Raw genomic sequence first — 23,390 nt, forward strand, 5'->3', positions numbered from 1 at the left:
GGGGTCGTCCGTAACATGTAGCGGGTGACCAGTACTAGTGACTCTTACTCGCTGTGTGCCGAAACCCCCTCGGTGGAGGTCTACCTCAGACTGCGGTCCGGATCGGGGTTGAGTCCCAAGACGCCCGAGATGGCCCGTGCCGGGCTGCCCGGAACCTGGCACGGGGTGACCGTGCTGCACGGTGACGAACCGGTGGGGATGGGCCGGGTCGTCGGTGACGGGGGGTGCTTCTTCCAGATCGTCGACATGTGCGTCCTGCCCGAGCACCAGGGCCGGGGCCTGGGCAAACGGATCATGGAGGAACTGGTCCGGGAGTTGGAGCAGCGGGCCCCGGACGGCGCGTACGTCTCGCTGATCGCCGACGGTGACGCCCGCCACCTGTACGAGAAGTACGGGTTCCACCTCACCGCGCCCGCCTCCGTCGGCATGCACCGCACCGTCTGAGGCGCGAGCGAGCCCCTCCGGCCCGCCCTCCCCCGCCCCGGACGCACGAAGGCCCCGGTCTCCTTGAGGAGGCCGGGGCCTTGGTTCGAGCGCTGGGCAGGCCTTGCACCTGCATTCCCCCACGGGAAGTGGGGTGTCTTTCCTTGGACCACCAACGCGAGGTCCCACCGCCGTGGATCACGGCCGCGAGCACAAGATCAACGATAACCCATGGATCCACGTCCGCGCACCGCGCGGATCCGGTGGCCCGGCCCTCGCGGGGCCGTGTGACCATGTCCCCCGACACACACGCACGTCATGGGGGGACCATGCGCACCCGTACCCGCACCCGCACCACCGCCATCGCCGGCCTGGCCGCCGCCCTGTCGACGCTGCTCGTCCTGACCGGCTGCACGGCGCAGGGCGACGGAGCGGGCGCGACGAAGAGTTCCGCGGCCCCCACACCCGCGCCGCCGGCCGCGCGCGGCGGCGCCGGGTTCGACGGACCCCTCCCCCAGGACCAGAACCTGCTGGCCTGGACCGGCGACCCCAACGACGCCGGGCACGTGACGGCCCAGTCGGCGGCCGGTGTGGGCGGCCGGGTCACGCTGGTGCGGATCGTCCTGCGCGAGCGGATCACCTGGTCGAACATCTGGCTGGGCCTCGCCGGGGTGGATCCGAACGCGCAGCTGTCCAACTGCTACCTCGGCGTGTACGACGCCCGCGGCGCCCTGCTCTCGTCGACGGCGGACGTCTCGCCCCTGCTGATGACGGACGCGATCGCCAAGCCGCTCCCCCTCGCCAAGCCGTTCACCGCGGCTCCCGGCACCTACTTCATCGCCCTTCTGCTGAACGGCAACTGGGCCACCAACGCCCTCACCCTCAAGGCGACCGGGGCGGGCATCTCCGTCAACGCCGGTCTCACGCCTCCGGAGCTTCGCTACAGCACCCTGCTGACCGGACAGACCTCGCTGCCCGCCTCCGTCAACCTCGCCGACCAGTCCACCAGCACCATCAACACGGGCTGGGCCAGCCAGTGGTACGCGATCTCCTGAACCGCCGGTCGGGGACGGCGGCGCCGGTGCGTCGGCGGGGTCAGGACACCATCGCGTAGTGGATGGCGAGGTACGTCAGGCCCATCACGCCCAAACCCGCCCACCCCACCCGGCGCCACGGGGGGACCGTGCAGACGGCCACGAGGGCGGGGCCCAGGCGAGCAGCGTCAGGTTCACCACCGACGCCTCGGGGTACTCCCGCACCGACAGGGGCGCGAGCACCGCCAGGGTGCAGCCCTGGACGAAGAAGCACGCCGGGACCGTACTCACGCGCGGCACGACGCCCAGGGGCCGCAGCGCCAGGAAGAACACCAGGGGGCACAGCACGAGCCACAGACCCAGTCCCGCGAAGCCGTAGCCCGGGATGCAGAGGGACACGCTGCCCGCGCAGGCCTGCTCGTCCGCGTACGTCGCCCACTGCCACAGGACCGTCGCGACCCATCCGGTGAAAGCGCCGGTGAGGGTCGTGCCCACGACGCGGTGGATCTTCTCTTCCATGGGTCGAAGGACATCAGCCCCGTGGTCCTGATGTCCTGAGTACGCGTACTCAGGACATCGGAGCCCGTCGCGGCGTCAGGAGCGGGGCTTCCAGTCGCGCGGCATGAGACCGCTGCGGCGGGCCGCCTCGTCCTCGGCGGTGGAGCCGCCGCGCCTGCCCGGGGTGGTGCGGACGACGTAGCGGAACGGAAGGCCGCCGGGCGCCGCCAGCATGCCTCCGAACCGGGGATCGCCCGCGAACCACATCCGGTCGTGGGCCTGTTGACCCGGAACGCTCGGGCCGTCCCAGCCGTCCCAGGGCTGCGGGAACGAGCAGTGGCTGCTGCCGTCGGGTTCCAGCAGTACGACGCGGCCGTCCGTGCCCCACCGCCGACCCTGTGCGCGCCGGCCCTCACCGGCGACCACCCGAACCTCCTGCGAACGGCAGGGCCACACCTGCCAGCCGTAGGTGCTCATGGCGAGCCGTTCCTTGCGGCGGGCCCGGCGCCAGAGGAGCCACAGGCCCGCCGTCACCGCGAGGACGGGGGCGAACCCGGCGGCGGTCACCACCGCCGCCGTGGACGTCGGGCCGACGAGCACGACGACGGCCACCAGCAGCACGATCTCCGCCGCCAGCACCAACACCGCCCGGGTGGAGCCCCGTTCGCGGCGCCGCAGCACCTCCTCGACCCCGGGGGTCTCCAGGGCCGTACCGGGCAACACCTGGTAGCCGTACTCCTGCGCCAACATCACCGTGCTCCGGTCTCGGGTAGGGACGACGAGGAGGATACCGCCGTCTCCCCGACGGCCACAGGGCCGGGAGCGGGGGGGGTGTCCCCTTTTCGGGTGCCACGCACCGCGAACGGACTCCGGGGGCCCCGATCCACGGCATCGTCGGAGGTCCACGGCCAGGCCGCCCACCCGGAGGAGGACCGGATGACCGACTCAACCGCCGACCCGCCCGCCGCCGCGCCCACCGGTTCCGCCGCGGCTCCCCCGCGACGCGACGCCCCGGCGACCTCAAGGGAGTACGGCGGGGCCCGGCCCAACATCGTCGGCGTGCACCTGTACCTGCGGCGCGAGGACGGCCGGATCCTGCTCGGGTTGCGCCACCCCGACGTCGCCTACGCGGGCGGCAGCCACCACTTCCTGGCGGGCCACTGCGAGGACGAGGGTGCCCTGGGCGCTCTGATCCGGGAGGCCGAGGAGGAGGCCGGGCTCACGATCGCGGCCGAGGACGTCGAGCTCGTGCACACCGTCCACGTTCTGCACCCGGGTGCGGGCGGACCGCCGCGCATGCAGTTGGTGTTCCGGGCGCACGCATGGTCGGGCGTCCCGGAGATCAGGGAGCCGGACAAGTGCCTGGAGTGGTCCTGGCACGACCCCGGCGCCCTCCCCGAACCGATCGTTCCGTACGCGCGGGCCGCGATCGAGGCGATCGGACGGGGTGAGGCGTACTCCGAGATGGGCCGGCAATAGCCCGCCCGGGGGTGCGGTGGGTGGCGCCCATCATGCGGACGGTGCCTGCCGGCGCCGCGCGGCGCGCGAAACGCGGTGTTCCACCTCCTCGTCGGTCATGGGGGCCCCGATCGAGTACACGTCGCCGACGCGCAGGCCCTCCGGCGTGCTGTATTCGCCGTAGGTGCCGATGACGGACACGGACACCCTGGAGGCGGGTTGCAGGAAGGTCCGGTAGTACGGGGCGTTCCCCTCGCTCTCCGGGACCTCCACCAGCGGAACGCCGCGCCGTTCCAGCAGCCTCTGGAGCTTCGCGAACCGCAGCCGGGGCGCGAAGCGTCCGTGGCGGGCGCGGATCGCGGGGTTGACGAGGGTGCGGTCGCGGTGGGCGAGGCGGTGCACCTGGAGCGTGAAGTGGTGGCCCGACCAGGGCCGGTCCGTGCCGGACCGGTGCCAGTGGAACTCGGCGAGGCCGTAGTCGCGGAACATGCCGACTCCGCCGTGGTCGTTCTCGGCGAACCCCGCCCCCAGGACCTCGGTGACGCGGTCGGGAGGGTCGGTGGGGCGCAGTCCGAGAACGGTGCCCGTGGTGACGACGTCGACGTAGAAGGCCAGGGAGTAGGGGGTCACATCAGCACAGCCTAGTAACGGGGCGAAGGGTCACCGGCGGGGCAGGACGGTTTCGGTGGGAGGGGCGCGGGACGGCGGCCGGAGGGTTTCGGCCGGAGGCGAGCGATTCGCGGGCCGGTGGCGGGAACCCGGCGTGCCCGGCGTCCGACTCCTGGGGTGTGGGAGGGCGGACACCCGGCCCTGCCCACTCCCTGCTACGGAGGATCGAGGAACGCGCGATGGGCGGGTTGGACGTACGCATGCGGGAAGTGGCCTGCCGGCACGGCCGGGTCGAGGCCGTCGCCGACGTGGACCTGGAGATCGCCGCGGGCGAGCGGGTGGCGCTGACCGGGACCAACGGTTCCGGGAAGACCACCTTGCTGCGGGCCGTGCTGGGGCTGCACCGGCAGGTGACGGGCTCGATCCTGGTCGGCGGCCGGGGCACCGGTTCGGCCGCGGAGTGGGCCTGGCGGCGGCGGGCCTGCGCCTGGATCCCGCAGAAGCCGGCGGCCGGCCGGTTCCCGCTCCTGGGGTCGGAGCTCCTCGCCGCCGGCGCCGCCGGGGCCGAGGCCGCGGAGGCCGCCGACCGGCTCGGGGTGGGCGCGCTGACCGAACGGCCCCTGCACACCCTGTCCGGCGGCCAGTTGCAGCGCATGTACCTCGCCCGGGCGATCGGCTGCGTGGCCGCCGGGGCCCAGGTGGTCCTCGCCGACGAGCCGACCGCCGCCCTCGACTTCGACGGCCAGTCCCGGGCGGCCGACGTCCTCACCTCGCTGCCCGTGACGCTGATCGTGGTGACGCACGACCGGGCGATGGCCGGGCGGTGCGACCGGGTGCTGGAGATGGCCGCGGGCCGCCTGCGGGAGGTCCGGTGACCCTCGCCGGCGCCGATCTCGGTGAACTGCTCGGGCTGCTGGCCGTCCAGCGGGCGGGCCTGGCGCTGCTGCTGGCCGCGGTCGGGCTGCCGGTCGTCGGGGTGGTGATCGTGGGCCTCGACATCATGCCCGTGCGGTTCGCGATGATGCACGTGGCACTGCTCGGCATCGCGGTCGGCCTGCTGACGGGCCTGGACCCGATGCTGTGCGCGCTCGTCGCCTGCGCCCTCGCCGGCGCGGGGGTCGCCCCGCTGGCCCGGACGCCGGACGGCCTGTCGGGGGCCATGGGGCTGTTGATGAGCCTGGCCATCGCGGCGGCGCTCCTCCTCCTGGCCGTGTCGGGGGTCAACGCGTCGGGTGCGTTCGCCCTGTTGTGGGGATCGATCCTGTCCGTGGGCCCTGCCGACCTGATCGTCCTGGGCGCTCTGGCCGTGCTGGTGCCCGGCCTGTTCTGGTGGCGGCGGCGCGAGATCGGGCTGCTGCTGTACGACCGCGAGCTCGCCGAATGCTCGGGCGTTCCCGTACGGGCCCTGACCGCGGCGCTCCTGGTCCTGGTGGCCGTGGCCGTGGCAGGGGCGATCAAACTGACCGGCGCCCTGCTCGTCGACGCCCTGACGCTGCTCCCGGCGCTGGCCGCGCGCCGGCTGGGCGGCTCGCTGAAGTCGATCACCCTGTGGGCGGTCGGCATCGGTGTCGTGGTGAACCTGACCGGGTTCGTCCTGGCCCTGTGGCTGGACTGGCCCCCCGGCCCCGTCCTCGTCCTGACGGCGGGGGCAGTCGTCCTCGCCGTGCACCTCATCCCCGAACGGAGAATCAGCTCATGGCGCCCCACCACCTCGCCCGAGTCCCTTCCCTCCTCGCACTGAGCGGGGCCCTCCTGTTGAGCGCCGGCTGCGGGAGCGGCGCGTCCTCGGGGGAGGCCGCGCCGTCCGGCGGCGGGAAGCCGGTCGTGGTCGTCACGACCACGTGGGAAGGCGCGTTCGCCAAGGCGGCCGGCGCCGAGGACATCAAGGTGATCGTGCCGCAGTCCGTGCACCACGCCCCGGACTACGACCCCAAGCCGTCCGACCTCGCCGCGGTGGCCCGGGCCGACTTCGTGCTGTACGCGCCCTTCGAGCCGTACGCGGCGAAGATCAAGGAGGCGGCCGGTTCGAAGGCCAAGCTGGTCGAGGTCAACCTCGACAACGACCCGGACGCGGTGCGCGCCGAGGTGGCCGAGCTGAGCCGGCTCTTCGGTACGGAGGAAGCGGCCTCGCGCTGGAAGTCCGGGTTCGACACCTCGTACGCGCGGTTGAACGAGGAGGTCCGGGCGGCCTGGCCCGGTGGCCGGAGCCCCTCGGTCGTGGCGCAGGTCTTCACCGGCTGGTCGGCGAAGCTGGCGGGGGCGACGACGGTGGGCACCTACGGGCCGGAGGCGGTGACCCCGGCCCAGCTCGCCGAGCTGTCCGCGAAGAAGCCAGCCCTCGTCCTGGACAACGCGCACATGTCCACCGGCACGGTGCTGCCCGATTCGGGGGCGAAGCAGGTGAGCATCGTGAACTATCCGGGAGAGGACCTCGACCTCCTGCCGGTGTACCGGAACGCCGCGGCCGAGTTGAAGAAGGCCATGGCCGGATCCTGAACCCGGCCCGGGACGAGGGGGGTTCCGGGGGCCCGGCGGCCGAGTGGCCGCCGGGCCCCGTCGTGTCATCCCGCCTGCGCGAGCGGTACCGCGTCGCCCTCGTCGTCCGTGGCCCGACCCGCGAGCAGGAGTTGGCACAGTGCGGCGCGATCGGGTTTGCCGGCCGCGGTCAGCGGCAGTGCCCGGACGATCAGGAGCCGCTCGGGATGCTTGGACCGTCCCAGGCCGCGGGCGGTCAGGTGCTCGGCGAGCGAGGCGAGCGTGGGACGACGGGCTCCGCGGGCCACGACGCAGGCCGCGAGCCGCTCCCCCATCAGCGGGTCGGGAACGCCGACGCAGACCACGTCCCGGACGTCGGGGTGCGAGGTGAGTTCGCGTTCCACTTCGGCGGGGCTGATGTTGGCGCCGCCGCGGATGACGATGTCCTTGAGTCGGCCGACGACGTGCAGGGCCCCTTCGGGGTCGAGGAAGCCGAGGTCGCCGGTCCGGACCCAGCCGTCGGGCGTGCGGTAGCGGGCGTCGAGTTCGGGGGCCGCGACGTAACACAGCGGGGTCATCGGGCCGCGCGAGATGATCTCCCCCAACTCACCGTCGGGCAGGGGGGCGTGGGTGTCCGGGTCGGCGATGCGGATCTCCGCGACGCGGGGGTCGGGGTGGCCGGCGATGACTCCCCCGCCGTCGGTGGGCGGCACCGTGTGCGCGAGCCCCGTATGGCAGTTGACGCCGTCCGCCGAGCCGTAGAGGTTCACGACCGGACAGCCGAAGGCCTTCGCCGCGGCGGCCGCCGTGGTCTCGTCGAGGGGCGCTCCGCCGAGGACCAGGGCGGTGGGCGCGGGCAGTTGTCCGCCCGTCGCGTCGAGGCGTTCGAGCATCATGCGGATCATGGTGGGGACACCGAGGACGTGCGTCGGTTCGTGCGCGCGCACCGCCTCGATCGCGGTGTCCGGCGTGAAGTGGTCGAGCAGGACGAGGGTGCCGCCGTGCCGGGCCAGCGTCACCGCGGTGCCGTTGGAGCCGAACGCCGACGCGAGCGGTACGAGGAACAGGCAGCGCGGCGGGACGGCGGGGTCCGGGATGAGGGAGGCCAGGAAGTTGCCGCGGCCGCCGGCCAGGGCGTTGTGCGAGTAGGCGACCATCTTCGGTTCGGCCTCCGAACCGGACGAGACGAGGATCCGCGCGGCGCTGTCGGGGTCCGGGCGGGCGGGGACGAACCCGCCGGGGTCGGCACGCATGAGTTCCCGGAGCGGGACCGCTCCTTCCGGTGCGGTCCCGGGGCCCGCGGCGATGACGTGGCGCAGGGCCGGCAGGGCGTCCGACAGGGTGAGCAGGTCGGCGGCGTGCCGTGTGCCGCGGTGGTCGGTCACGGCGATGACGGCGACGGCGGCGGCCCGGCGCAGCAGGCACTCGGCCTCCAGCGTGCCCCGACCGACGGGGAAGGGCAGGGCGATCGCGCCGAGTGCGGCCAGTGCCAGGTCGGCGATGACCGCGCCGCGGTCGTTGGGGAGTTGCACGCCGACCACCTCGCCGGGGCGGATGCCGAGGGCTCTGAGGCCGGCGGCGAGACATCGCACCTTCCGGTCGAGCGCGGTGTAGCAGAGGGCGCCCTTGGCGTCGAGGACGGCGGTGCGGTGCAGGTCGGCGATCTGGCGGGCCCGGAAGAGGCTGTAGAGGTCGAGGTCGGGGCAGGTGCCGTCGACGACCCAGGAGCGGCGCAGTTCGGCGGGCAGCAGATCGTGCAGGGCGGGTCCGGTGGCGGTCACGCGAAGCTCCAGGGGTCGGGGACTGTGGGGGCACCGTGCGTGTCGCGTCCGATGGGGGCGGTGAGGCGCGGGTCGCGGTGCAGGGCGGAGAGGTCGGTGGTGACGGCCGTCGCGGACAGGGCGTCCTCGTGGAGGCGGGTGAGGGCATCGGCCGTGGAGCGGGCGCGTAGGTCCTCGGCGGCCCGGGCGGCGGCCGCGGCGCTGTCGTCGGCGGGGGCCACCCAGCCGTCCGCCGTGCGCAGCGGGCGGCGGAACCCGGCGGGCATGCGGGGGTTGCCGCCTTGGGCGGCGCGCCGCAGTGCCGGGGCGGTCAGGAGGTCGGCGGCCCCGAGGAGGGAGGAGTCCACCCGGACGCCGTGGCCGGTGCGCTCCCGGAGCAGGAGTCCGGCGAGTACGGCTTCGGTGCCGAGGAGCCCGCCGAGCACGTCGAGCAGGGTCATCAGCGAGGGCGCGGCGGGTTCGTCCTCGGGGCGGACGGCCTCGCCGACCCCGGTGCGGGCCTGGACCATGAAGTCGGTGCCCATGGGGGCGTCGTCGAGGCGCCCCGCCCAGCCTCCGGTGTACGCGAACACGAGCGCGGGATTGACGGGTGCGAGGTCGTCGGCGTCCAGGCCGAGCGCGGAGGCCCTGCCGGGCGCCCAGTTGTGGAGGAAGACGTCGGCCCCGGAGGCCAGTTCCCGCAGTCGGCGGCGGCCGGCGGCGGCCTTGATGTCGATCTCCACGGCGCTCTTGCCGCGGTTCAGGGCGAGCCAGCGCGCGGAGACTCCCGAACAGGTGGGCGGCATGCCGCGCAGCGGGTCCCCGCCGGGCGGTTCGATGCGGATCACGTCGGCGCCGAGGAGGCCCAACAGGTGGGCGGCGAGGGGTGCCTGGATGCGGCGGCCCGCCTCCAGGACCGTCAGTCCGGCGAGCGGCCGGCCGGGAGCGGGGCCCGCTCCCCGGGTTGTCGGGTGCGGCGCGGCGCCGGGGCCCGCGCCGTCGGGGTCCAGGGGGGCCAGTGACCAGGGGGCTGCGCCGTCGTGCTCCCCGGCGCGTTCGGCGAGGGTGCGCAGGCGGCACACCTGGGCGCCGGAGAGGGCGGCGGCCCGCATGACGGCCCGCATGGGGTGGGCCCTCGTCACCGTATGGAGGGCGGCCGGGACGGGGGCGCAGGCCGTGGCGTAGCGGAACTGGAAGGGGCGCCAGCCGGCGCGCAGGGCGTCGGCGGGTGCGTCCAGGGCCCGCCAGAACGACGCCCAGGCCTGCGGGTCGAGGGTCTCCAGCTCGAAGACCACTCCGTCGGCGGAGGTGAAGGGCGGTCCCCCCGGGGCGAGTTCGGCGGCTTCGGCCTCATCGGCCCCGGTGGCGGCGAGGTACTGGGACACGGCGAGGAGGCCGGCCCGGTCCGCGGTGGTGGTGACCTCGGCGGCGGCGCCGCCGCGGGCCTGCCCCACCAGGCTCGCGAGCAGGCCCTGGACGGTCAGGACGGCGGTGGCCGTCGCCACGTAGTCGACCGCGATCCCGCGCGGGTCGCCGTCGCGGCGGCCGTGCACGGACATGATCCCGGTGGCGGCCTGGACGGTGGCCTCGTCGACGATGCCGCTGCCGGGGGGACCCCAGGCGGTGATCGCGCGTGCCGTCGCGAAGCCGTCGCCGGCGAGGGTGGTCCGGGCCGGGCCGGCCGAGGGGGGCGCGCCGTCGGTGGGGTGCGGGTGCGCGCCGAGGCCGCGCAGGTGCTCGGCGACGACGCCCGCGATCCGTGGGGGGCCCGAGGTGTCGAAGCGCAGTGTGTCGAGCGGCCTGTCCGTCCGCGCGGTTGCTGGTGACGCCATGCCTCTCCTCTCCTGGCGCGGCGGTGGCCTGCGCCGGGGTGCATGCGGTGGGCGGGAACCCGGGGGCGCGTGCGCCCGACCAGTTCCACGAACAGACAGTCGGACAGTCGTTCGTACGGGTTCCCGGGACACAGGAGGAATGCAGTGACGGATCCGGAGTCCCCCACCGGGGAAGCGGCACGGCGCGGCCCGTACCCGACGGGGTTGAGGGAGAGGGTCGCCCGGTTCGTCGCCGAGCGGGTAATCCCGTACGAGACGGTGCTGGACGCCGGCGGGGAGGCGGCGGACGCCGCGCTCGCCTCCCTGCGGGCCCGGGCCGAGGAGGACGGGCTGTGGGCATTGCCGCTCCCGGCGGAACTCGGCGGCGGCGGGCTGTCCTTCGGGGAGTACGCCGCGCTGGCCGAGGCGGAGGGTGCGAGCGACCACGGGCCCGCCGCCCTGGGTTCCGCTCCCCTGCTCGACGTCACCATGCTGGCCCGGCACGGGGGGCAGCGGGTCCGCGAGGAGTACCTCGCTCCCCTGGTGGCGGGCGACCTGCGGGCCTGCTACGCCATGACGGAGCAGGACGTACCGGGCAGCGATCCGTCACTGACCGGCACCCGCGCCGAACGGAACCCGGACGGCAGTTGGCTCGTCAGTGGCCGCAAGTGGTTCACCTCCGGCGCCGGGCGGGCCGACCTGGTGACCGTCCTGGTCCGTACCGGCGGCTCGCCCGGGGACCGCGAGGGACTGTCCCTGCTGCTCGTCCCCACCTCCTCCGCCGGATTCCGCGTGCTGCGGGAACTGCCCGTGCTCGGCGCGACCGGGCAGTACGAGATCGGCCTCGACCGGGTCCGGGTACCGGCCGACCACCTCATCGGCGCGGGCGGCGACGCCCTGTCCATCGCCGGTGAGAGGCTGCAACTCGGCCGTACGCTGCGCTGCCTGCGCTGGATCGGCCAGGCGGGACGCGCCTTCGACCTCATGTGCGCCCGGGCCGCGGGGCGCGGCGGTACGGGGGGTCCGCTCGCCGGGCACCAGCTGGTCCAGCAGCACGTGTTCGAAGCGCTGCTCGCGCTGCGCGGGGCCCGGCTGCTGGCCCACGAGGCGGTCGCGCTGATCGCCGCCGGGCAGGACGCCCGTACGGAGGTGGGGCTGGCCAAGGTCGCGGCGGCGCGCATGCTCCAGCAGGTGACGGACTCCGCGATCCAGGTCCACGGCGCCGCGGGGCTCGGCCCGGACACCCCGCTGCCGGCCCTCTTCCGCACCGGGCGGGCCGCCCGCATCCTCGACGGCCCCGACGAACTGCACGTCACCTCGGTGGCCCGCCGCGTCCTGCGGGGCTACGCCCCGGGTCGGGACGGGACGACCCCCTCCCCGGCGGCGTCGGCCGGATGAGCCGCGCGGGGCAGGGGGAGCCGGGGCCGCAGGGAGCGGGTGGAGCGTCCGGAGAGGCCGGAGAGGCTCACGGACCTACGCGCTCACGGGCCTACAGGCGGGTGAGGTCGACGATGCCGTTGCGGGCGGCCAGGCCGAGGGCCAGGAAGAAGTCGCCCCAGATGAGTTCGTGCCGCACGGCGAGGTCGCGCCCCGCGTCGTAGCACCCGTCCAGGAGCATGCCGGCCGGTCTGCCGGCTCCCGGACCGGTGACGTGCTCCCGTGCCAGGTGGTCCAGGATCTCCTCGGCCCGGTGGGCGTACCGGGCGGCCAGGGGGTCGGGTGACCGGGCGAGCTTCAGCAGGGCGACGGCGGTGATGGCGGCCGCCGAGGTGTCGAGCGGGCCGTCCGGACGTCCGGTACGGGCCGGGGGTACGAGCGGCCCGGGCCGCAGGGCCGGCTCGGCGAGCCTGCGGGCGGCCGCTTCGAGCCGGGCGGGGCGGTGGCCCGCGACGTCGGGGCACAGGAGGGCATCGGCCACCGCCAGCAGCAGCCAGGCGTCGCCCCGGCTCCAGCCGGGCGCCGGTTCCGCGCAGGGCCGCCAGCCCGTCACCGGCCCCTCGAAGCGCCAGGCGGGGCTCGGCGGGGCATGGGGATCGGGGGCCCGTGCGGCGGGGCCGCCCCGGGGAGCACCGGCCCCGTCGCCGCCTTCGGGCCGGCAGGCCGGCCCGAGAGATCGCCCGTCGTCCTCCGGGCCCAGGCAGAGGTCCAGGTGGCGGTGCAGGTGGGCCGAGGCGGCGGCCGCCCCGGCCGGCCCGGCCGAGGCGAGGAGGGGCACCATCCCCGGTACGGCGTCCGCCCTGGCCAGCAGCCGCGGTCCGCCGAACGCGTCCCCCCAGGGCACGATCCCGAGTCCGGGGTCGAAGGCCGACAGACAGGCGCGTGCGGCCCGGGCGCGCAGCGCGGCGGCGTCCGGATCGTCGTCGGCCGCGGCGGTTCCGTACCAGAGGATCAGGCCCCGGGTTGCGGTGTCGGCCTCCGCCCAGGGCGCCAGCCGGGCCGTCCACGCGGACGCCGTCCGCCGGTCGGCCGCGGCGCCGGTGGAGCGGGCGCGGAGCCACAGCAGTCCGGCCCAGAAGCCGCCGGTCCAGGAGCCGTTGCGGGTCGTCGTCCAGGTGCCGTGCGTCGGGTCGGCGTGGAGCGGGAACCGGTCGCCGACGGCCGCCCCGGTGACCGCGGCCCGATCCAGGACGCGGTGCAGCGCGTCCCCGGCCCGCCGTGCGGGTTCGTCGGCGTTCACGCGGCACGTCCCGCGCGGTCGCGCCGGGCCCAGGCGAACGCGACCGCTGCCGCCACCGTGAACTCCGCGGCCACCAGCAGCCAGCCGGCCCCGTACCGGCCGCTCTGCGCGAGGAGCCCGAACAGCGGTGGCCCCAGGGCGAATCCGGCGAAGAACCCCGCGGCGACCAGCGCCGAGTCCTGTCCGGCCCGGCCCGGCGCGGCCCGCTGTACGACGAGGACCATCGAGACGGCGTTGCCGGACACGGCGAACACCCCTACGGCCACGGCGCCGACCCACACCAGCGGGCCCGCGACGACCGCGGCGCCCAGCAGGGCGGCCGCCGCGACCGATCCGCACGCGAGCCATCCCGGGAGCCGTTCGGCGCGGCCGGGCCGGGCCGCCTTCGACCACCCGACGCGACCGGCGATGCCCGCCACGCCCAGTACGGCGACCAGGGCCCCGGCCGTGGTCGGGCCCATGCCCAGGCGCTGCGCCCCGAAGAGCGCCAGGTAGGTGTTGACGGAGGCGATGGCGGCGCCCAGGAAGAGCGAGAAAACGGCCAGCCAGGCCACCATGCCGCGGGGCACGAGCGGGCCGCGCGGCGCGGCGGGAGGTGGGGGCGGGTCGACCGGCAGGGTGCGCAGGGCCCACAGACCGGCCAGCAGGGCCGTGCCGGCCGCGGTCCACACCGCGCCCCGCAGGCCGATCCCGGCCGCGAGCAGCGTCAGCGGCAACCCGGCGAAGAAGGCTCCCAGTTGGACCCCGGACTGTTTGATCCCCGTCACCGGTGCCCGCCGCCCGGGCGGTACGTACCGCAGGACCGCCTTGTTGGTGGCCGGGTTGGCCAGCGCCTGCGGTACGCCGCCCACCGCGACGGCGCAGAGCAGCAGGGCGGTGCCGGGTGCGGCGCCGATCAGGGCGAGCGCGACGGCGGAGAGCAGCAGCAGGGCCACCAGGGACCGGCGCGGGCCGATCCGGTCCACGATCCGGCCGCCGGCCGGGGAGAGCGCGGCCGCCGTCCCGAAGCCGATGGTGGTCGTCAGGCCCAGCACGGCCGGCGAGATGCCCGACTCCTCCACCAGGCGGGGGCCGAGGGCCCCGAGAAGGAACAGCTGGAGCATGGAGAAACCCATGGCACAGGTGAGGAGCGCCACCAACTGTCTTTCCCTGCCGCCGACTTGCCCGTTCTCCGTTATCGCCTTCGTTTCCTCCGCCGCCACGAAAATCCCCCGTCCGCGCATGTTGAACGTCCCGGCCGACAGGGTAGGCAGTCGGGTGCGCCGGTGGATCGGTTCCCGGCGCACACGGTGCTCCGGAGCGGCCGGATCCACCTGGCACGAGAACTTGTCGGGATGTGCGCAGCGCGCTGCGCGGCTCGAAAGGCCGGTGCGAGGATGAGCCCGCCATGAAGCCGGGCCACTGTCACCGAGCCTTGCGGGCCGCGTTGTTCGCGGCCCTGTGCGTGCTGCTCGCCGCCACCGGACACCTCCTCATGTCGGGTACGGCCGTGCCGTGGTGGGCGCTGACGCTCGCGCCGGTCGCCCCCGCGGCGGCGGGTTGGTTCCTCGCCGCCCGGGAGCGCGGGCCGCTCCGGGTGACCGCGGCGGCCGTGGCCGTCCAGGCCTGGCTGCACGCGGCGTTCTCCCTGGTCCAGGCCTCGGCCCGGCCCACCCTGCCGGCGGGCACGCCGTTCGTCCGGCAGTGGGCGCAGTACCTGACCTGCGGCGGGCTGTTCGCCGACCCGGCGTCGGCCGGGGGTGTCGGGCCGGGTGGTCCGGGCCCGGCGGTGTTCCCGGGGGCGTCCGGCGGCGACGTACCGGCCATGGCGTCCCACGCGCACCACGCCCTGCACGACGTGGCACACGCCGCGTACGCACCGGCCGCCTCACAGGTGGCGGCCGGTGGGCACGAGATGGTCGGGATGTCCCCGGCCGGGATGTCGGCGGCCCACCTGCTGGCGGCCGTGCTGTGCGGTCTGTGGCTCGCCCACGGCGAGCGGGCCGCCTTCCGCATCGCGCGGTGCGTCGCGGCCCGCCTACGGGCGCCGCTGTGCCTCCTGCTGCGCGCGGTCGGGCCCGTGCACCGGCCTCCGGCCCTGGTGAGCCGCTCCCACCGACACCGGCGACCGCGCCGGCTGTTCCTCGTCCACGCCATCACCTCGCGGGGGCCCCCGGCGGGAACCGCTGTCCTCTGACAGCCGGTTCCCCGAGCACGCGGCCCGCGGCCGTTCCGTACGCGCCCGCGTCGTGCCTCGGGCATCGGCCGTGCCGTCCGGCCGGCCGTACCCCGCACCGGCGCCGCTCCCGGCGGCGCCGGATCCCTTGCCCTAAGGACCCGTGGCGATGACCCATGCCCTGCCCACCGTGCCCCGTCCCGCCGGCACCAGGACCCCGCACACTCCCGACTCCGACGCGGCGGTGACCCGTCTGGCGCTCGCGGCCCGCGACGGCGATCCGGTCAAGACGGACCGCTTCGTACGCGCGCTCCACCGTGACGTGTGGCGTTACGTGGCATACCTCAGCTCCGACCCGCAGGCGGCCGACGACCTGACCCAGGACGTGTTCCTGCGCGCGCTGCGCGCGCTCCCCCGCTTCGAGGGCCGCTCATCCGCCCGTACGTGGCTGCTGTCGATCGCCCGCCGCACGGTGGTGGACAGCCACCGGCACGCCGCGGCCAGGCCCCGGACCGCGGACCGCACCGACTGGCAGACGGCCGCCGAGCAGGCCCAGCCGCGGGGCGTGCCCGGCTTCGACGACGGCATCGCGCTGGCCGAGTTGCTGGCCGGCATCCCCGCGGAACGCCGCGAGGCCTTCGTACTCACCCAGCTCCTCGGACTGCCGTACGCGGACGCGGCCGCGGCCATCGGCTGCCCGGTCGGCACCGTCCGCTCCCGCGTGGCCCGCGCCCGCCTCTCGCTGACCGCGCTCCTGACGGACAACCCGCCGCCGCCCGGCACGGCGCACCCGCCCCACCGACAGCTGCCGCGTCCCCGTCGGCGGGACGCGGCGGCGGGGGCCCGGCCGCAGGCGGCCTGAGGGGGGACGGTCCGCCGCCCGTACGGGCGGCGGACCGTCCTGCGTGACGGGCGAGTTCGCGTACGACCGAAATGCGGCCGCGGAGCGCGTCCCCGGCCGGTAGCTTCGTGATCATGGAGACTTCACCCCGCCCCCTCACCGACCAGTCCCCGGCCGACCCCTCCGCCACCGACGACCTGTTGGTCGGCCAGCCGATCGGCTACTGGAGCGGCCTCGCCCACACCGTGGTGACCGGGCACCTGAGGGACGCCATGGCCAGGATCGACGTCACGCAGCCGCAGTACTGGGTGTTGAACCGGGTGAACGGCGCACCGCCGGCCCCGACCCGCGAGGAGGTCGTCGTCCAGCTGACCCCGCCGGCCGACGCGCACCACGAAGTGGCCAGGGCGGTGGACCAGTTGCTCCACCGGGGTTGGTTGCGCGCCGACGACGGGCAGCGCCTGCACCTCACCGAGACCGGGGAGGCGGCCCGGTCCCGGCTGCGCGGGATGGTCACCGAGCTGCGCGCCGTGGTCCACGACGGCGTCGACGACGAGGACTACGCGGCCGCCCTCAGGGTCCTCCGCCGCATGATCGTCAACGTCGAGCGCGCCACGTCGTAGGACCCGCCGTCCGCATGCGCGGGCGCCGTGGGGGTAGGCGCCCGTCGAGGGAGGGCTGTGCCTTGGACCTGTCCGATTGGCTACTCACGACCCGCGACCGCGGCAACCCGGCGACGCGCTTGGATTCCCGCCGTCCGGACGCCCTGGCCTGGGCCGCGGGCAACGACGTACGACCCCTGGTGCACGGCAGCACGTACTTCCGTGAGCTGCTCGCCGGGATCCGCGCCCAGGAGCGCGGGGACCTGCTGCTGTTCACCGACTGGCGGGGCGACCCCGACGAACGGCTCGCGGGCGCGGGCACCGAGATAGGCCGGGTGCTGCGCGAGGCCGCCCGGCGGGGCGTGATCGTCAAGGGCCTCGTGTGGCGTTCCCACCTGGACGGCTTCCAGTTCAGCGCGACGGAGAACCGACACCTCGGCAAGGAGGTCGAGGCGGGCGGCGGCGAGTTCCTGCTCGACATGCGGGTCCGGCCGGGCGGCTCCCACCACCAGAAACTGGTCGTGCTGCGCCACCCCGGCCGCCCCGAGCTCGACGTCGCGTACGTCGGCGGGATCGACCTGTGCCACGGCCGCAACGACGACGCCGCGCACGGCGGCGATCCGCAGGCCATTCCGTTCGCCGACGCGTACGGGCCGCGACCGGCCTGGCACGACGTACAGCTCGCGGTGCGCGGCCCGGCCGTCGGTGACCTGGAGGCCGGGTTCCGCGAGCGGTGGGAGGACCCGGCGCCGTTGACCCGGAGCCCCCTCGTCCGGCTGCGGCAGCGCGTCCACCGCGAGGACGAGCACGCCGACCGGCTTCCGCCGCAGGCGCCCGATCCGGAGCCCTGCGGCACGCAGACCGTGCAGGTGCTCCGCACGTATCCGAACCGCCTGTTCCAGGGCTACCCCTTCGCCCCCGACGGCGAGCGCAGCATCGCGCGGAGCTACCTCAAGGCCCTCAGCCGGGCCCGGAGCCTGATCTACCTGGAGGACCAGTACCTGTGGTCCCCGCAGGTGGTGGAGCACTTCGCCCGGGCGCTGGCCGCCCGCCCCGAACTGCGTCTGGTGGCTGTCATCCCCACCGTTCCCGAGCAGGACGGGCCCGTCACCCTGCCGATGAACCTGGTCGGACGGATCACCGCGCTGGAGCGGCTGCGCCGCGGCGGCGGGGACCGGGTCGCGGTGTACGGGCTGGAGAACCACGCCGGTACACCGGTGTACGTCCACGCCAAGGTGTGCGTGATCGACGACGTGTGGGCATCGGTCGGCTCGGACAACGTCAACCTGCGGTCCTGGACCCACGACTCGGAGCTCAACTGCGCCGTACTGGACGCCGCCGAGGACCCGCGCGAGCCCCGCGACCCCGCCGGTCTGGGGGACGGCGCACGGCGCTTCGCGCGGGAACTGCGGCTGGAACTCTCGCGGGAACACCTCGACGCCGAAGCGGTCCAGGCCCCGCCCCCGGGAGCGGCCGCGCCCGAAGCGCCGGAGGCCCCGGATCCGCTCTGCGATCCGGTGCGCGCGTTCGAGCTGTTCGCCTCGTCGGCCGCGGCGCTGGACGCCTGGTACGAGGGCGGTCGCCGCGGGCCGCGGCCTCCGGGCCGGCTGCGGGCGTACCGGCCGCCCGAACTGTCCCGGACGACCAGGGCGTGGTCCCTGCCCCTGTACCGGCTGCTCGTCGATCCGGACGGCCGCCCGATGGGAGTGCGCCGGCGCGGCGCTTTCTGAGGCCCGCCGCGGGGCGGTCCGTCGGAACGCGGCACCGGCGGATCCGGTGCCGGCCGTTTCGACTAGGGTCGACCGGACAGCGCGCCACGGGGCGCACGACGAACGACCACACGAGGAGCAGCCGTGAGCCAGCCGGCGTCCACCGCCCTGCAGCAGGAGATCGCCCGGGAACTCCAGGTGTCGCCGACCTTCGACGCCCAGCAGGAGATCGAGCGCCGGGTGGCCTTCCTCACGGAGCGGCTCACCTCCACCGGCCTGCGCTCCCTCGTGCTCGGGATCAGCGGCGGCGTCGACTCCACCACGGCGGGACGGCTGTGCCAGCTCGCCGTCGAGCGGGCCCGCGCGGCCGGCCACGAGGCGACGTTCTTCGCGATGCGGCTGCCCTACGGCGTGCAGGCCGACGAGAAGGACGCCCAGCTCGCGCTCGGGTTCATCAACGCGGACCGGGTCCTGACCGTGGACGTGAAGCCGGCGAGCGACGCCGCCCTGGAAGCCTCCGTGGCCGGTGGCACCGTCTTCCGGGACGCCGCCCACCAGGACTTCGTCCAGGGCAACATCAAGGCCCGCCAGCGCATGATCGCCCAGTACGCGGTGGCGGGCGCGCACGACGGTCTCGTCGTCGGCACCGATCACGCGGCGGAGGCGGTGTCCGGGTTCTTCACGAAGTTCGGCGACGGCGCCGCCGACCTCGTGCCGCTGACGGGCCTCACCAAGCGCCGGGTGCGTGCCGTCGCGGACGCCCTGGGCGCTCCCGCCCAGCTGGTCTGGAAGGTCCCGACGGCCGACCTGGAAACCCTCGCCCCGGGCAAGGCCGACGAGGACGCGCTCGGTGTCACCTACGACGACATCGACGACTTCCTGGAGGGCAAGCCGGTCGGCGAGCAGGCCTTCGACACGATCGCCCGCCGCTACCGCCTCACCGAGCACAAGCGGCAGCTGCCGATCGCCCCGTAGGCGGTCGGCGGCGGTCGGCGCCTCCCGGTGTCGTCCGGTGCGTCCCGGTACCGGCCGGCGCCTTCGGTACCGGCCGGCGCCGTGGCCGGCCCGGGACGCCGGGAGGGGCGCCCCGTGGGATGGTGGAAGGGGCGCCAGGGGGACGGAACCGACCCGGTACGAGGTGGCCGCGGCCTTGCGGCGGCCCGTCGGGGCGGGGAGAGGAACCCGGATGAACGGCACGACGAGGAGCCGCGCGATCAGGGCCTCCTCCCGACTGCTCGCGGCCGCCGTACTGACGGGTGGAGTGCTGGCGGGCGCCGGGCCGACGGCGACGGCCGCACAGAAGACCACAGGGGCCGCACCGATGACCACGGCCGCGACACCGACGGCCGAGACGCCGCGACGGGTTCCTGCCGCTCCCTGCCCGTACACCCGACTCATCGCCAACAGCGCGGAGCGGGTGGGGGCGTCGGCGGTACGGATCACCGTGATCAACGACGGGCCGAAACCGTGCGTGCTCCGGGGCTTCCCCACCGTGGCCCTCGCGGGCCAGGGTTCCCCGGACAGGAACAGGCCGCTCGGCGTCGTGCGCGAGGGCCAAGCGCCCTCTGTGACGCTTCCCGTCGGCGGCCGGGCCACGACGCGGATCTCCTTCACGCCGGTACTCGGCGAGGCCGACGGGTACTGCGAGTCCGGCGGCACGCCGACCGTGGCCCCCTCGATCGTCCTGGGCGTCGGCGGAGGAGGCCTCCAGCTGTCCCCGGCCGACGGCGGCGACTTCGCCCTGTGCGGCAACAACGTCCGCGCGACCGCGTTCCGTTGAGCACCGCGGGTCCAACCACCCCGCGATGGAGTCCGGTTGTCATGCGATGCACCCAACGGGTGTACCCAGCCCCACGGTTGCCATGGACCCCGGGCGACCGGGGCCACGACGCGGGCACCACCGGGCCCTCGGACCCGCCCCCGGGCGCACCGCCTTCCCGGTCCGACCCGGGCCGCCCCTGCGCCCGGGCCCCGGGGCCACTGCCCTGCGCGCGGCTCCCGGGACTGCCCCCGGGAGGGGCTGTGACTCCGCACACCCGGACTTGACCCACCAAGGAAGGGTTACCTAAGTTCATGGGCATGAGCCCGCACCACCCCACTCCCGCACCCGGCCGGGACGGCCCCGACGACCGGCCGGACGGCGTCCCGCCGGTCGTCGACTTCGCCATGGACCTGACCTCCCAGGAAATGCTGCGAAGGTCCCGGGTGATGGCCGCCCTCGGGTCCGACTGGGACCCGGTGGAGGTGCTGCGCGGCGAGGAGGCGGCGTACGACCTCCTGTACTCCGGCCTGGACGACGAGCAGCAGCGCGTCCACGAGGACCTGGTCGCGGCCGGCGTCCTGCCCCGGCGCGGGGGTGGCCATGCTGCCGCTTGACCCCCAGGCGGACATCGGCCGGCGGGCCTGGGTGCCCTGCCCGAACTGTGACGACACCCGGGCCTGCACCCCGTGCGGGGACGGGAGGACGTGTTCGCGGCACTGGCGCTACATGCTCTCCAACTCCGGCAGCCTGATCCACCTCCAGTGCCCGGGTTGCACCCACATCTGGGCGCACGAGACCGGGTTCGGCGCCACCCGATCCCTGTGGAGCCGCGTCACCAGCGGTCTCACCAACCGCCGCTGAGGGGCCGCCCGCGCACCGGCCCCGCCGTCAGGACCTGCGCCAGAGGGCCGGCACGTTCGGGGGCTCCCAGCCGGGCACGGCGACGTGCGCCTGGAGGCAGGTGTAGGCCGTCGAACCGTAGGTGACCCGGTCACCCGCACGGTACGAGGTCCCCGGCGCCCAGCCCCCACCGGTCGACGTCGGCGTGGGCGTCGGTGTCGGCGTGGGGTCGGGGGTCTGCGGTACGTCCAGGACGAAGTCGTAGGTGCCCTCCTTCGCCGGGCCGGCCTGGCGCACGGTCATCAGCAGACGGGCGTCGAAGATCGAATCCGTGGCGTTGCGCGGCTCCCCCGGAAAGTACAACTGGGTGGTCAGCACCGGCCGACCGGGCGCCTGCACCTTGACGTGCACGTGCCGGGTACGTCCCGGGTAGAGCCCGGGAACGATGGTGGTGAGCCGGAACGCGCCGGTCGCGTCGGTGAACTGGTGGCCTCGGAAGCCGTAACCGGTGTTGTCGTAGGCGCCGTTCACATCGGCCTGCCAGAAGTCGAGGAGGGCTCCGGCCACGGGCAGGCAGGCCCGGCCGAAGACGAATCCGCTGATCGTGAGGCGGGTGCCGGGGGTGGAGGCCGTCACCAGTGAGGTGCGCCTCGGCGAGTTCGGTTTGAAGTACGGGCCCTCGGTCTGGGGCACGGTGGGGTCGTCCCCGTCGTCGCAGGCGGGGGTCAGTTCCGGCGCCGCCCCGTTCGCCGCCCCACGGTCCCGGGCCAGGGCCGCGCCACCGCCGAGGAGCAGTGGGGTGGCTCCGGCGAGGGCGGCGGCCTTGAGGAAGTTCTTGCGGCTGAGGCGGCCGCCGGTGCGGCCACCCGTGCGGGGTATGGCCCGGGACCCGTCGGGCGGGGTGGGGAGGGGCAGGCCGGTGCCCCGGTCGGCGGCTCGGTCCTGGTCGCCGGATCGATCCCGGTCGGTGGCTCGGTTCTCGTCGATGGGCACGCCTCGACTCCTTCGCGCTCGTGTGGGGGGATGTGCCGGGTGCCGGGGCGGAATCCCGGGCCGCGGTGGGGCGCGGCCCGGGCGGGTGGTGACGGCCCCGTCCCGGCCGGTTCCGTCGGCGTCACGCTACGGTTCGCGGCCCGGCCGCGGCGATGGACCGGATCCTGGGATCGTGGTGAATTCCTCCGGTGCCCGAGGCGGCCGCGCCGGTGGCGATCCCGGCCCGGTAGTCACCGGGGGTGAGGCCGGTCTCGCGGCGGAAGAACCGGCAGAAGTAGGCGGGATCCCCGAAGCCGGCGCCCCGCGCCACCTGCCGGATCGTCAGGTCGGTGCGGGCCAGGAGCCGCTTCGCCTCCAGCGTGCGCCTGCGACGGATCAGGCCGCCCGGGGTCTGCCCGGTGGCCTCCTTCACCCGTGCGTGCAAGTGCCCCGAGGTGACCCCGAGCAGCTTCGCGCAGTCGGCCACCGAGCGTCCCGTACCGTCCGGGGAGGCGATCAGCCGGGTGAAGGCGGCGGCCAGTTCGACGGCGCGGCCGGCCGGGGCGGGGCTCTCCCTCGGGCCGGTTCCGCAGGCGCGCAGGGCCCGAACGATCAGGACGTGCAGGTAGGCGCGCAGCACCCCCGCGTATCCCGCGCGCAGGTCGCGGTACTCGCGCTCCATCTCCTGGAAGAGCGCGGCGATACCGTCCCGGTCGCCCTCGGGGCGCAGCCAGGGCCTGGCCGCGAGCAGGTCCAGGGCGGCGGCGTCCTCGGGGTGGGCGAGCAGGAAGTCCTCGTTGAACAGCATCACGTGTCCGGTGAGGTCGTCGGCGTCCTCCCAGTGGTGGACCTGGCCGGGGGTGATCACGCACAGGTGGGGCGGGTCCAGTGGCCAATGGGCGAGGTCGAGGACGTGCGCGCCGCTGCCCCCGGTGACGAGGACGATCTCGTAGAACGCGTGGCGGTGGGGGAATGCCGCCCGGGAGAGCGGTCCGATCGAGTCGAAGGATCCGATGGCGAAGGGCAGCAGGTGCGGCAGTGGTACGTCGAGCCGGTGCAACGGCAGTTCGCTGCCGCGGGGCGCGCTCACGGGGTGGCCCGGTGTGACGCCGTCCGGCGTGGCGCCGTCCGCCACCGGTTGCTCCGCCCCGGGGTGGTCCGGCGCCGGGTGGTCCGACGCGGTGTGCTCCGTAACTCGTCCATCGGGCCAGTCTGCGACCCCTTCGGGTGCGGGCCCAGAGCAAGGACCGGCCACCGCGCCCCGCCGGCCTGCCCCGCCGGGCAGGATGACGGCATGGATCCTCGTCTCACCTCCCTGCCGGACGCCTTCTGGGCCGTCCCCTACGCGGGTTCCCGCTACCCCGGCTCCCCCGCGGTGAGCCGGCTGCCCGGCCTCGCCCCCGGTGCCAACTGCCAGCTCTTCGCCTACGAGGTGCTGCGGCACTTCGGCAGGTCCGTGCCACCGCTGCGCTCCAGCGAGCTGTGGAACGACACCCTGCACACCGTCCGCGTCGAGGAGCCCGACTTCCTCGACCTGCTGTTCTTCAACGCGGGGACGGACCCGTACGGGGCGCACGTCGGTGTGTGGGCCGGTGCGGACACGGTCCTCCACCTGAGCGCCGAGGTGGGCCGCCCCGCCCTGTGGAGCCTCACGGACTTCACGGCCCACGAGCGCTACCGCGTGCTGCTCGGCGCCAAACGGGCGGGACCGCCCGGGGCGGACCCCCTCGACTTGATAGGCAAGTGAACGTTTGCCTATCCTGT

At 74.9% G+C, this 23,390-nt stretch carries 25 protein-coding genes; 16 read left to right on the plus strand and 9 right to left on the minus strand.

Translation table 11 applies throughout. The annotated features are described in order from the left end of the window. The first annotated feature begins 24 nt into the window (after window positions 1-24). Window positions 25-444: a GNAT family N-acetyltransferase gene (locus tag ACFVS6_RS03135; RefSeq protein ID WP_389700207.1), complete on the plus strand. Its 420-nt coding sequence runs from the start codon at window positions 25-27 to the stop codon at window positions 442-444. Window positions 445-752: 308 nt separating this feature from the next. After that, a complete protein-coding gene (locus ACFVS6_RS03140) occupies window positions 753-1,478 on the plus strand; it encodes a hypothetical protein (RefSeq protein WP_389700208.1) in 726 nt (241 codons plus the stop codon). Window positions 1,479-1,562: 84 nt separating this feature from the next. Here the strand turns inward: ACFVS6_RS03140 and ACFVS6_RS03145 are convergent, their stop codons facing one another. Next, window positions 1,563-1,976 (minus strand): hypothetical protein, encoded by a 414-nt coding sequence (locus tag ACFVS6_RS03145; RefSeq protein WP_389700209.1) that lies wholly within the window; start codon window positions 1,974-1,976, stop codon window positions 1,563-1,565. Between the two features lie 75 nt (window positions 1,977-2,051). Beyond that, window positions 2,052-2,705: a hypothetical protein gene (locus ACFVS6_RS03150; protein ID WP_389700210.1), complete on the minus strand. Its 654-nt coding sequence runs from the start codon at window positions 2,703-2,705 to the stop codon at window positions 2,052-2,054. Between the two features lie 186 nt (window positions 2,706-2,891). Between ACFVS6_RS03150 and ACFVS6_RS03155 the strand changes: the two genes are divergently transcribed. Beyond that, window positions 2,892-3,434 (plus strand): NUDIX domain-containing protein, encoded by a 543-nt coding sequence (locus tag ACFVS6_RS03155; protein WP_389700211.1) that lies wholly within the window; start codon window positions 2,892-2,894, stop codon window positions 3,432-3,434. Window positions 3,435-3,464: 30 nt separating this feature from the next. On the opposite strand, the gene ACFVS6_RS03160 is transcribed toward ACFVS6_RS03155, so the two are convergent. After that, on the minus strand, window positions 3,465-4,043 hold the full coding sequence (locus ACFVS6_RS03160) for a hypothetical protein (protein ID WP_389700212.1): 579 nt from the start codon (window positions 4,041-4,043) through the stop codon (window positions 3,465-3,467). 218 nt (window positions 4,044-4,261) lie between these two features. On the opposite strand from ACFVS6_RS03160, the gene ACFVS6_RS03165 reads away from it, so the two are divergent. From ACFVS6_RS03165 to ACFVS6_RS03175, 3 genes are read left to right on the plus strand one after another with little or no spacing between them, the layout of a single operon-like run. Then, window positions 4,262-4,897, plus strand: a complete 636-nt coding sequence (locus tag ACFVS6_RS03165; protein WP_389700213.1) for an ATP-binding cassette domain-containing protein — start codon at window positions 4,262-4,264, stop codon at window positions 4,895-4,897. Then, a complete protein-coding gene (locus ACFVS6_RS03170; RefSeq protein ID WP_389700214.1) occupies window positions 4,894-5,763 on the plus strand; it encodes a metal ABC transporter permease in 870 nt (289 codons plus the stop codon). Before ACFVS6_RS03165 ends, ACFVS6_RS03170 begins: the two co-directional genes overlap by 4 nt. Beyond that, a complete protein-coding gene (locus ACFVS6_RS03175) occupies window positions 5,718-6,518 on the plus strand; it encodes an ABC transporter substrate-binding protein (RefSeq protein ID WP_389700215.1) in 801 nt (266 codons plus the stop codon). Before ACFVS6_RS03170 ends, ACFVS6_RS03175 begins: the two co-directional genes overlap by 46 nt. Before the next feature lie 65 nt (window positions 6,519-6,583). Here the strand turns inward: ACFVS6_RS03175 and ACFVS6_RS03180 are convergent, their stop codons facing one another. Both ACFVS6_RS03180 and ACFVS6_RS03185 read right to left on the minus strand, forming a co-directional pair. Next, entirely contained in the window at window positions 6,584-8,278 is a 1,695-nt protein-coding gene (locus ACFVS6_RS03180; protein ID WP_389700216.1) for a class I adenylate-forming enzyme family protein, read from the minus strand. After that, window positions 8,275-10,089 carry a CoA transferase gene (locus ACFVS6_RS03185; RefSeq protein WP_389700217.1) on the minus strand — a complete coding sequence of 605 codons (1,815 nt, stop codon included), beginning with the start codon at window positions 10,087-10,089 and terminating at the stop codon, window positions 8,275-8,277. Before ACFVS6_RS03185 ends, ACFVS6_RS03180 begins: the two co-directional genes overlap by 4 nt. 144 nt (window positions 10,090-10,233) lie before the next feature. Here ACFVS6_RS03185 and ACFVS6_RS03190 point away from each other — a divergent pair, with 144 nt between their 5' ends. Beyond that, window positions 10,234-11,466 carry an acyl-CoA dehydrogenase family protein gene (locus ACFVS6_RS03190; RefSeq protein WP_389700218.1) on the plus strand — a complete coding sequence of 411 codons (1,233 nt, stop codon included), beginning with the start codon at window positions 10,234-10,236 and terminating at the stop codon, window positions 11,464-11,466. A 91-nt stretch (window positions 11,467-11,557) separates the two neighbouring features. Here ACFVS6_RS03190 and ACFVS6_RS03195 read toward each other — a convergent pair whose 3' ends face one another. Both ACFVS6_RS03195 and ACFVS6_RS03200 read right to left on the minus strand, forming a co-directional pair. After that, window positions 11,558-12,745, minus strand: coding sequence for a sugar ABC transporter permease (locus tag ACFVS6_RS03195; RefSeq protein WP_389700219.1), 1,188 nt, complete (start codon window positions 12,743-12,745; stop codon window positions 11,558-11,560). Further along, window positions 12,742-13,881, minus strand: a complete 1,140-nt coding sequence (locus tag ACFVS6_RS03200; RefSeq protein WP_389700480.1) for an MFS transporter — start codon at window positions 13,879-13,881, stop codon at window positions 12,742-12,744. Before ACFVS6_RS03200 ends, ACFVS6_RS03195 begins: the two co-directional genes overlap by 4 nt. Window positions 13,882-14,132: 251 nt before the next feature. Between ACFVS6_RS03200 and ACFVS6_RS03205 the strand changes: the two genes are divergently transcribed. The 8 genes from ACFVS6_RS03205 to ACFVS6_RS03240 all read left to right on the plus strand — a co-directional run bounded on the left by ACFVS6_RS03205 (window position 14,133) and on the right by ACFVS6_RS03240 (window position 20,675). Continuing rightward, window positions 14,133-14,921: a hypothetical protein gene (locus tag ACFVS6_RS03205; protein ID WP_389700220.1), complete on the plus strand. Its 789-nt coding sequence runs from the start codon at window positions 14,133-14,135 to the stop codon at window positions 14,919-14,921. 148 nt (window positions 14,922-15,069) lie between these two features. Continuing rightward, window positions 15,070-15,762, plus strand: coding sequence for a sigma-70 family RNA polymerase sigma factor (locus ACFVS6_RS03210; RefSeq protein WP_389700221.1), 693 nt, complete (start codon window positions 15,070-15,072; stop codon window positions 15,760-15,762). Window positions 15,763-15,875: 113 nt separating this feature from the next. Beyond that, complete coding sequence (locus tag ACFVS6_RS03215) at window positions 15,876-16,364, plus strand: MarR family winged helix-turn-helix transcriptional regulator (RefSeq protein ID WP_389700222.1); 489 nt, start codon at window positions 15,876-15,878, stop codon at window positions 16,362-16,364. A 62-nt stretch (window positions 16,365-16,426) separates the two neighbouring features. Continuing rightward, entirely contained in the window at window positions 16,427-18,073 is a 1,647-nt protein-coding gene (locus tag ACFVS6_RS03220; RefSeq protein WP_389700223.1) for a phospholipase D family protein, read from the plus strand. Between the two features lie 123 nt (window positions 18,074-18,196). Further along, window positions 18,197-19,027, plus strand: a complete 831-nt coding sequence (nadE, locus tag ACFVS6_RS03225; RefSeq protein ID WP_389700224.1) for an ammonia-dependent NAD(+) synthetase — start codon at window positions 18,197-18,199, stop codon at window positions 19,025-19,027. A 211-nt stretch (window positions 19,028-19,238) separates the two neighbouring features. Then, window positions 19,239-19,832: a DUF4232 domain-containing protein gene (locus tag ACFVS6_RS03230; protein WP_389700225.1), complete on the plus strand. Its 594-nt coding sequence runs from the start codon at window positions 19,239-19,241 to the stop codon at window positions 19,830-19,832. A gap of 293 nt (window positions 19,833-20,125) precedes the next feature. Continuing rightward, window positions 20,126-20,428 (plus strand): DUF6400 family protein, encoded by a 303-nt coding sequence (locus tag ACFVS6_RS03235; RefSeq protein ID WP_389700226.1) that lies wholly within the window; start codon window positions 20,126-20,128, stop codon window positions 20,426-20,428. Further along, window positions 20,415-20,675: a hypothetical protein gene (locus ACFVS6_RS03240; protein WP_389700227.1), complete on the plus strand. Its 261-nt coding sequence runs from the start codon at window positions 20,415-20,417 to the stop codon at window positions 20,673-20,675. The genes ACFVS6_RS03235 and ACFVS6_RS03240 overlap by 14 nt, the downstream gene beginning before the upstream one ends. 27 nt (window positions 20,676-20,702) lie before the next feature. Here ACFVS6_RS03240 and ACFVS6_RS03245 read toward each other — a convergent pair whose 3' ends face one another. Beyond that, window positions 20,703-21,533, minus strand: coding sequence for a carbohydrate-binding protein (locus ACFVS6_RS03245; protein ID WP_389700482.1), 831 nt, complete (start codon window positions 21,531-21,533; stop codon window positions 20,703-20,705). A 235-nt stretch (window positions 21,534-21,768) separates the two neighbouring features. Then, window positions 21,769-22,761 carry an AraC family transcriptional regulator gene (locus tag ACFVS6_RS03250; RefSeq protein ID WP_389700228.1) on the minus strand — a complete coding sequence of 331 codons (993 nt, stop codon included), beginning with the start codon at window positions 22,759-22,761 and terminating at the stop codon, window positions 21,769-21,771. 159 nt (window positions 22,762-22,920) lie between these two features. On the opposite strand from ACFVS6_RS03250, the gene ACFVS6_RS03255 reads away from it, so the two are divergent. Beyond that, window positions 22,921-23,373, plus strand: a complete 453-nt coding sequence (locus ACFVS6_RS03255) for a hydrolase (protein WP_389700229.1) — start codon at window positions 22,921-22,923, stop codon at window positions 23,371-23,373. Window positions 23,374-23,390: the final 17 nt, after the last annotated feature.

The organism is Streptomyces sp. NPDC057939, assembly GCF_042887545.1.
Taxonomy (GTDB): Bacteria; Actinomycetota; Actinomycetes; order Streptomycetales; family Streptomycetaceae; genus Streptomyces.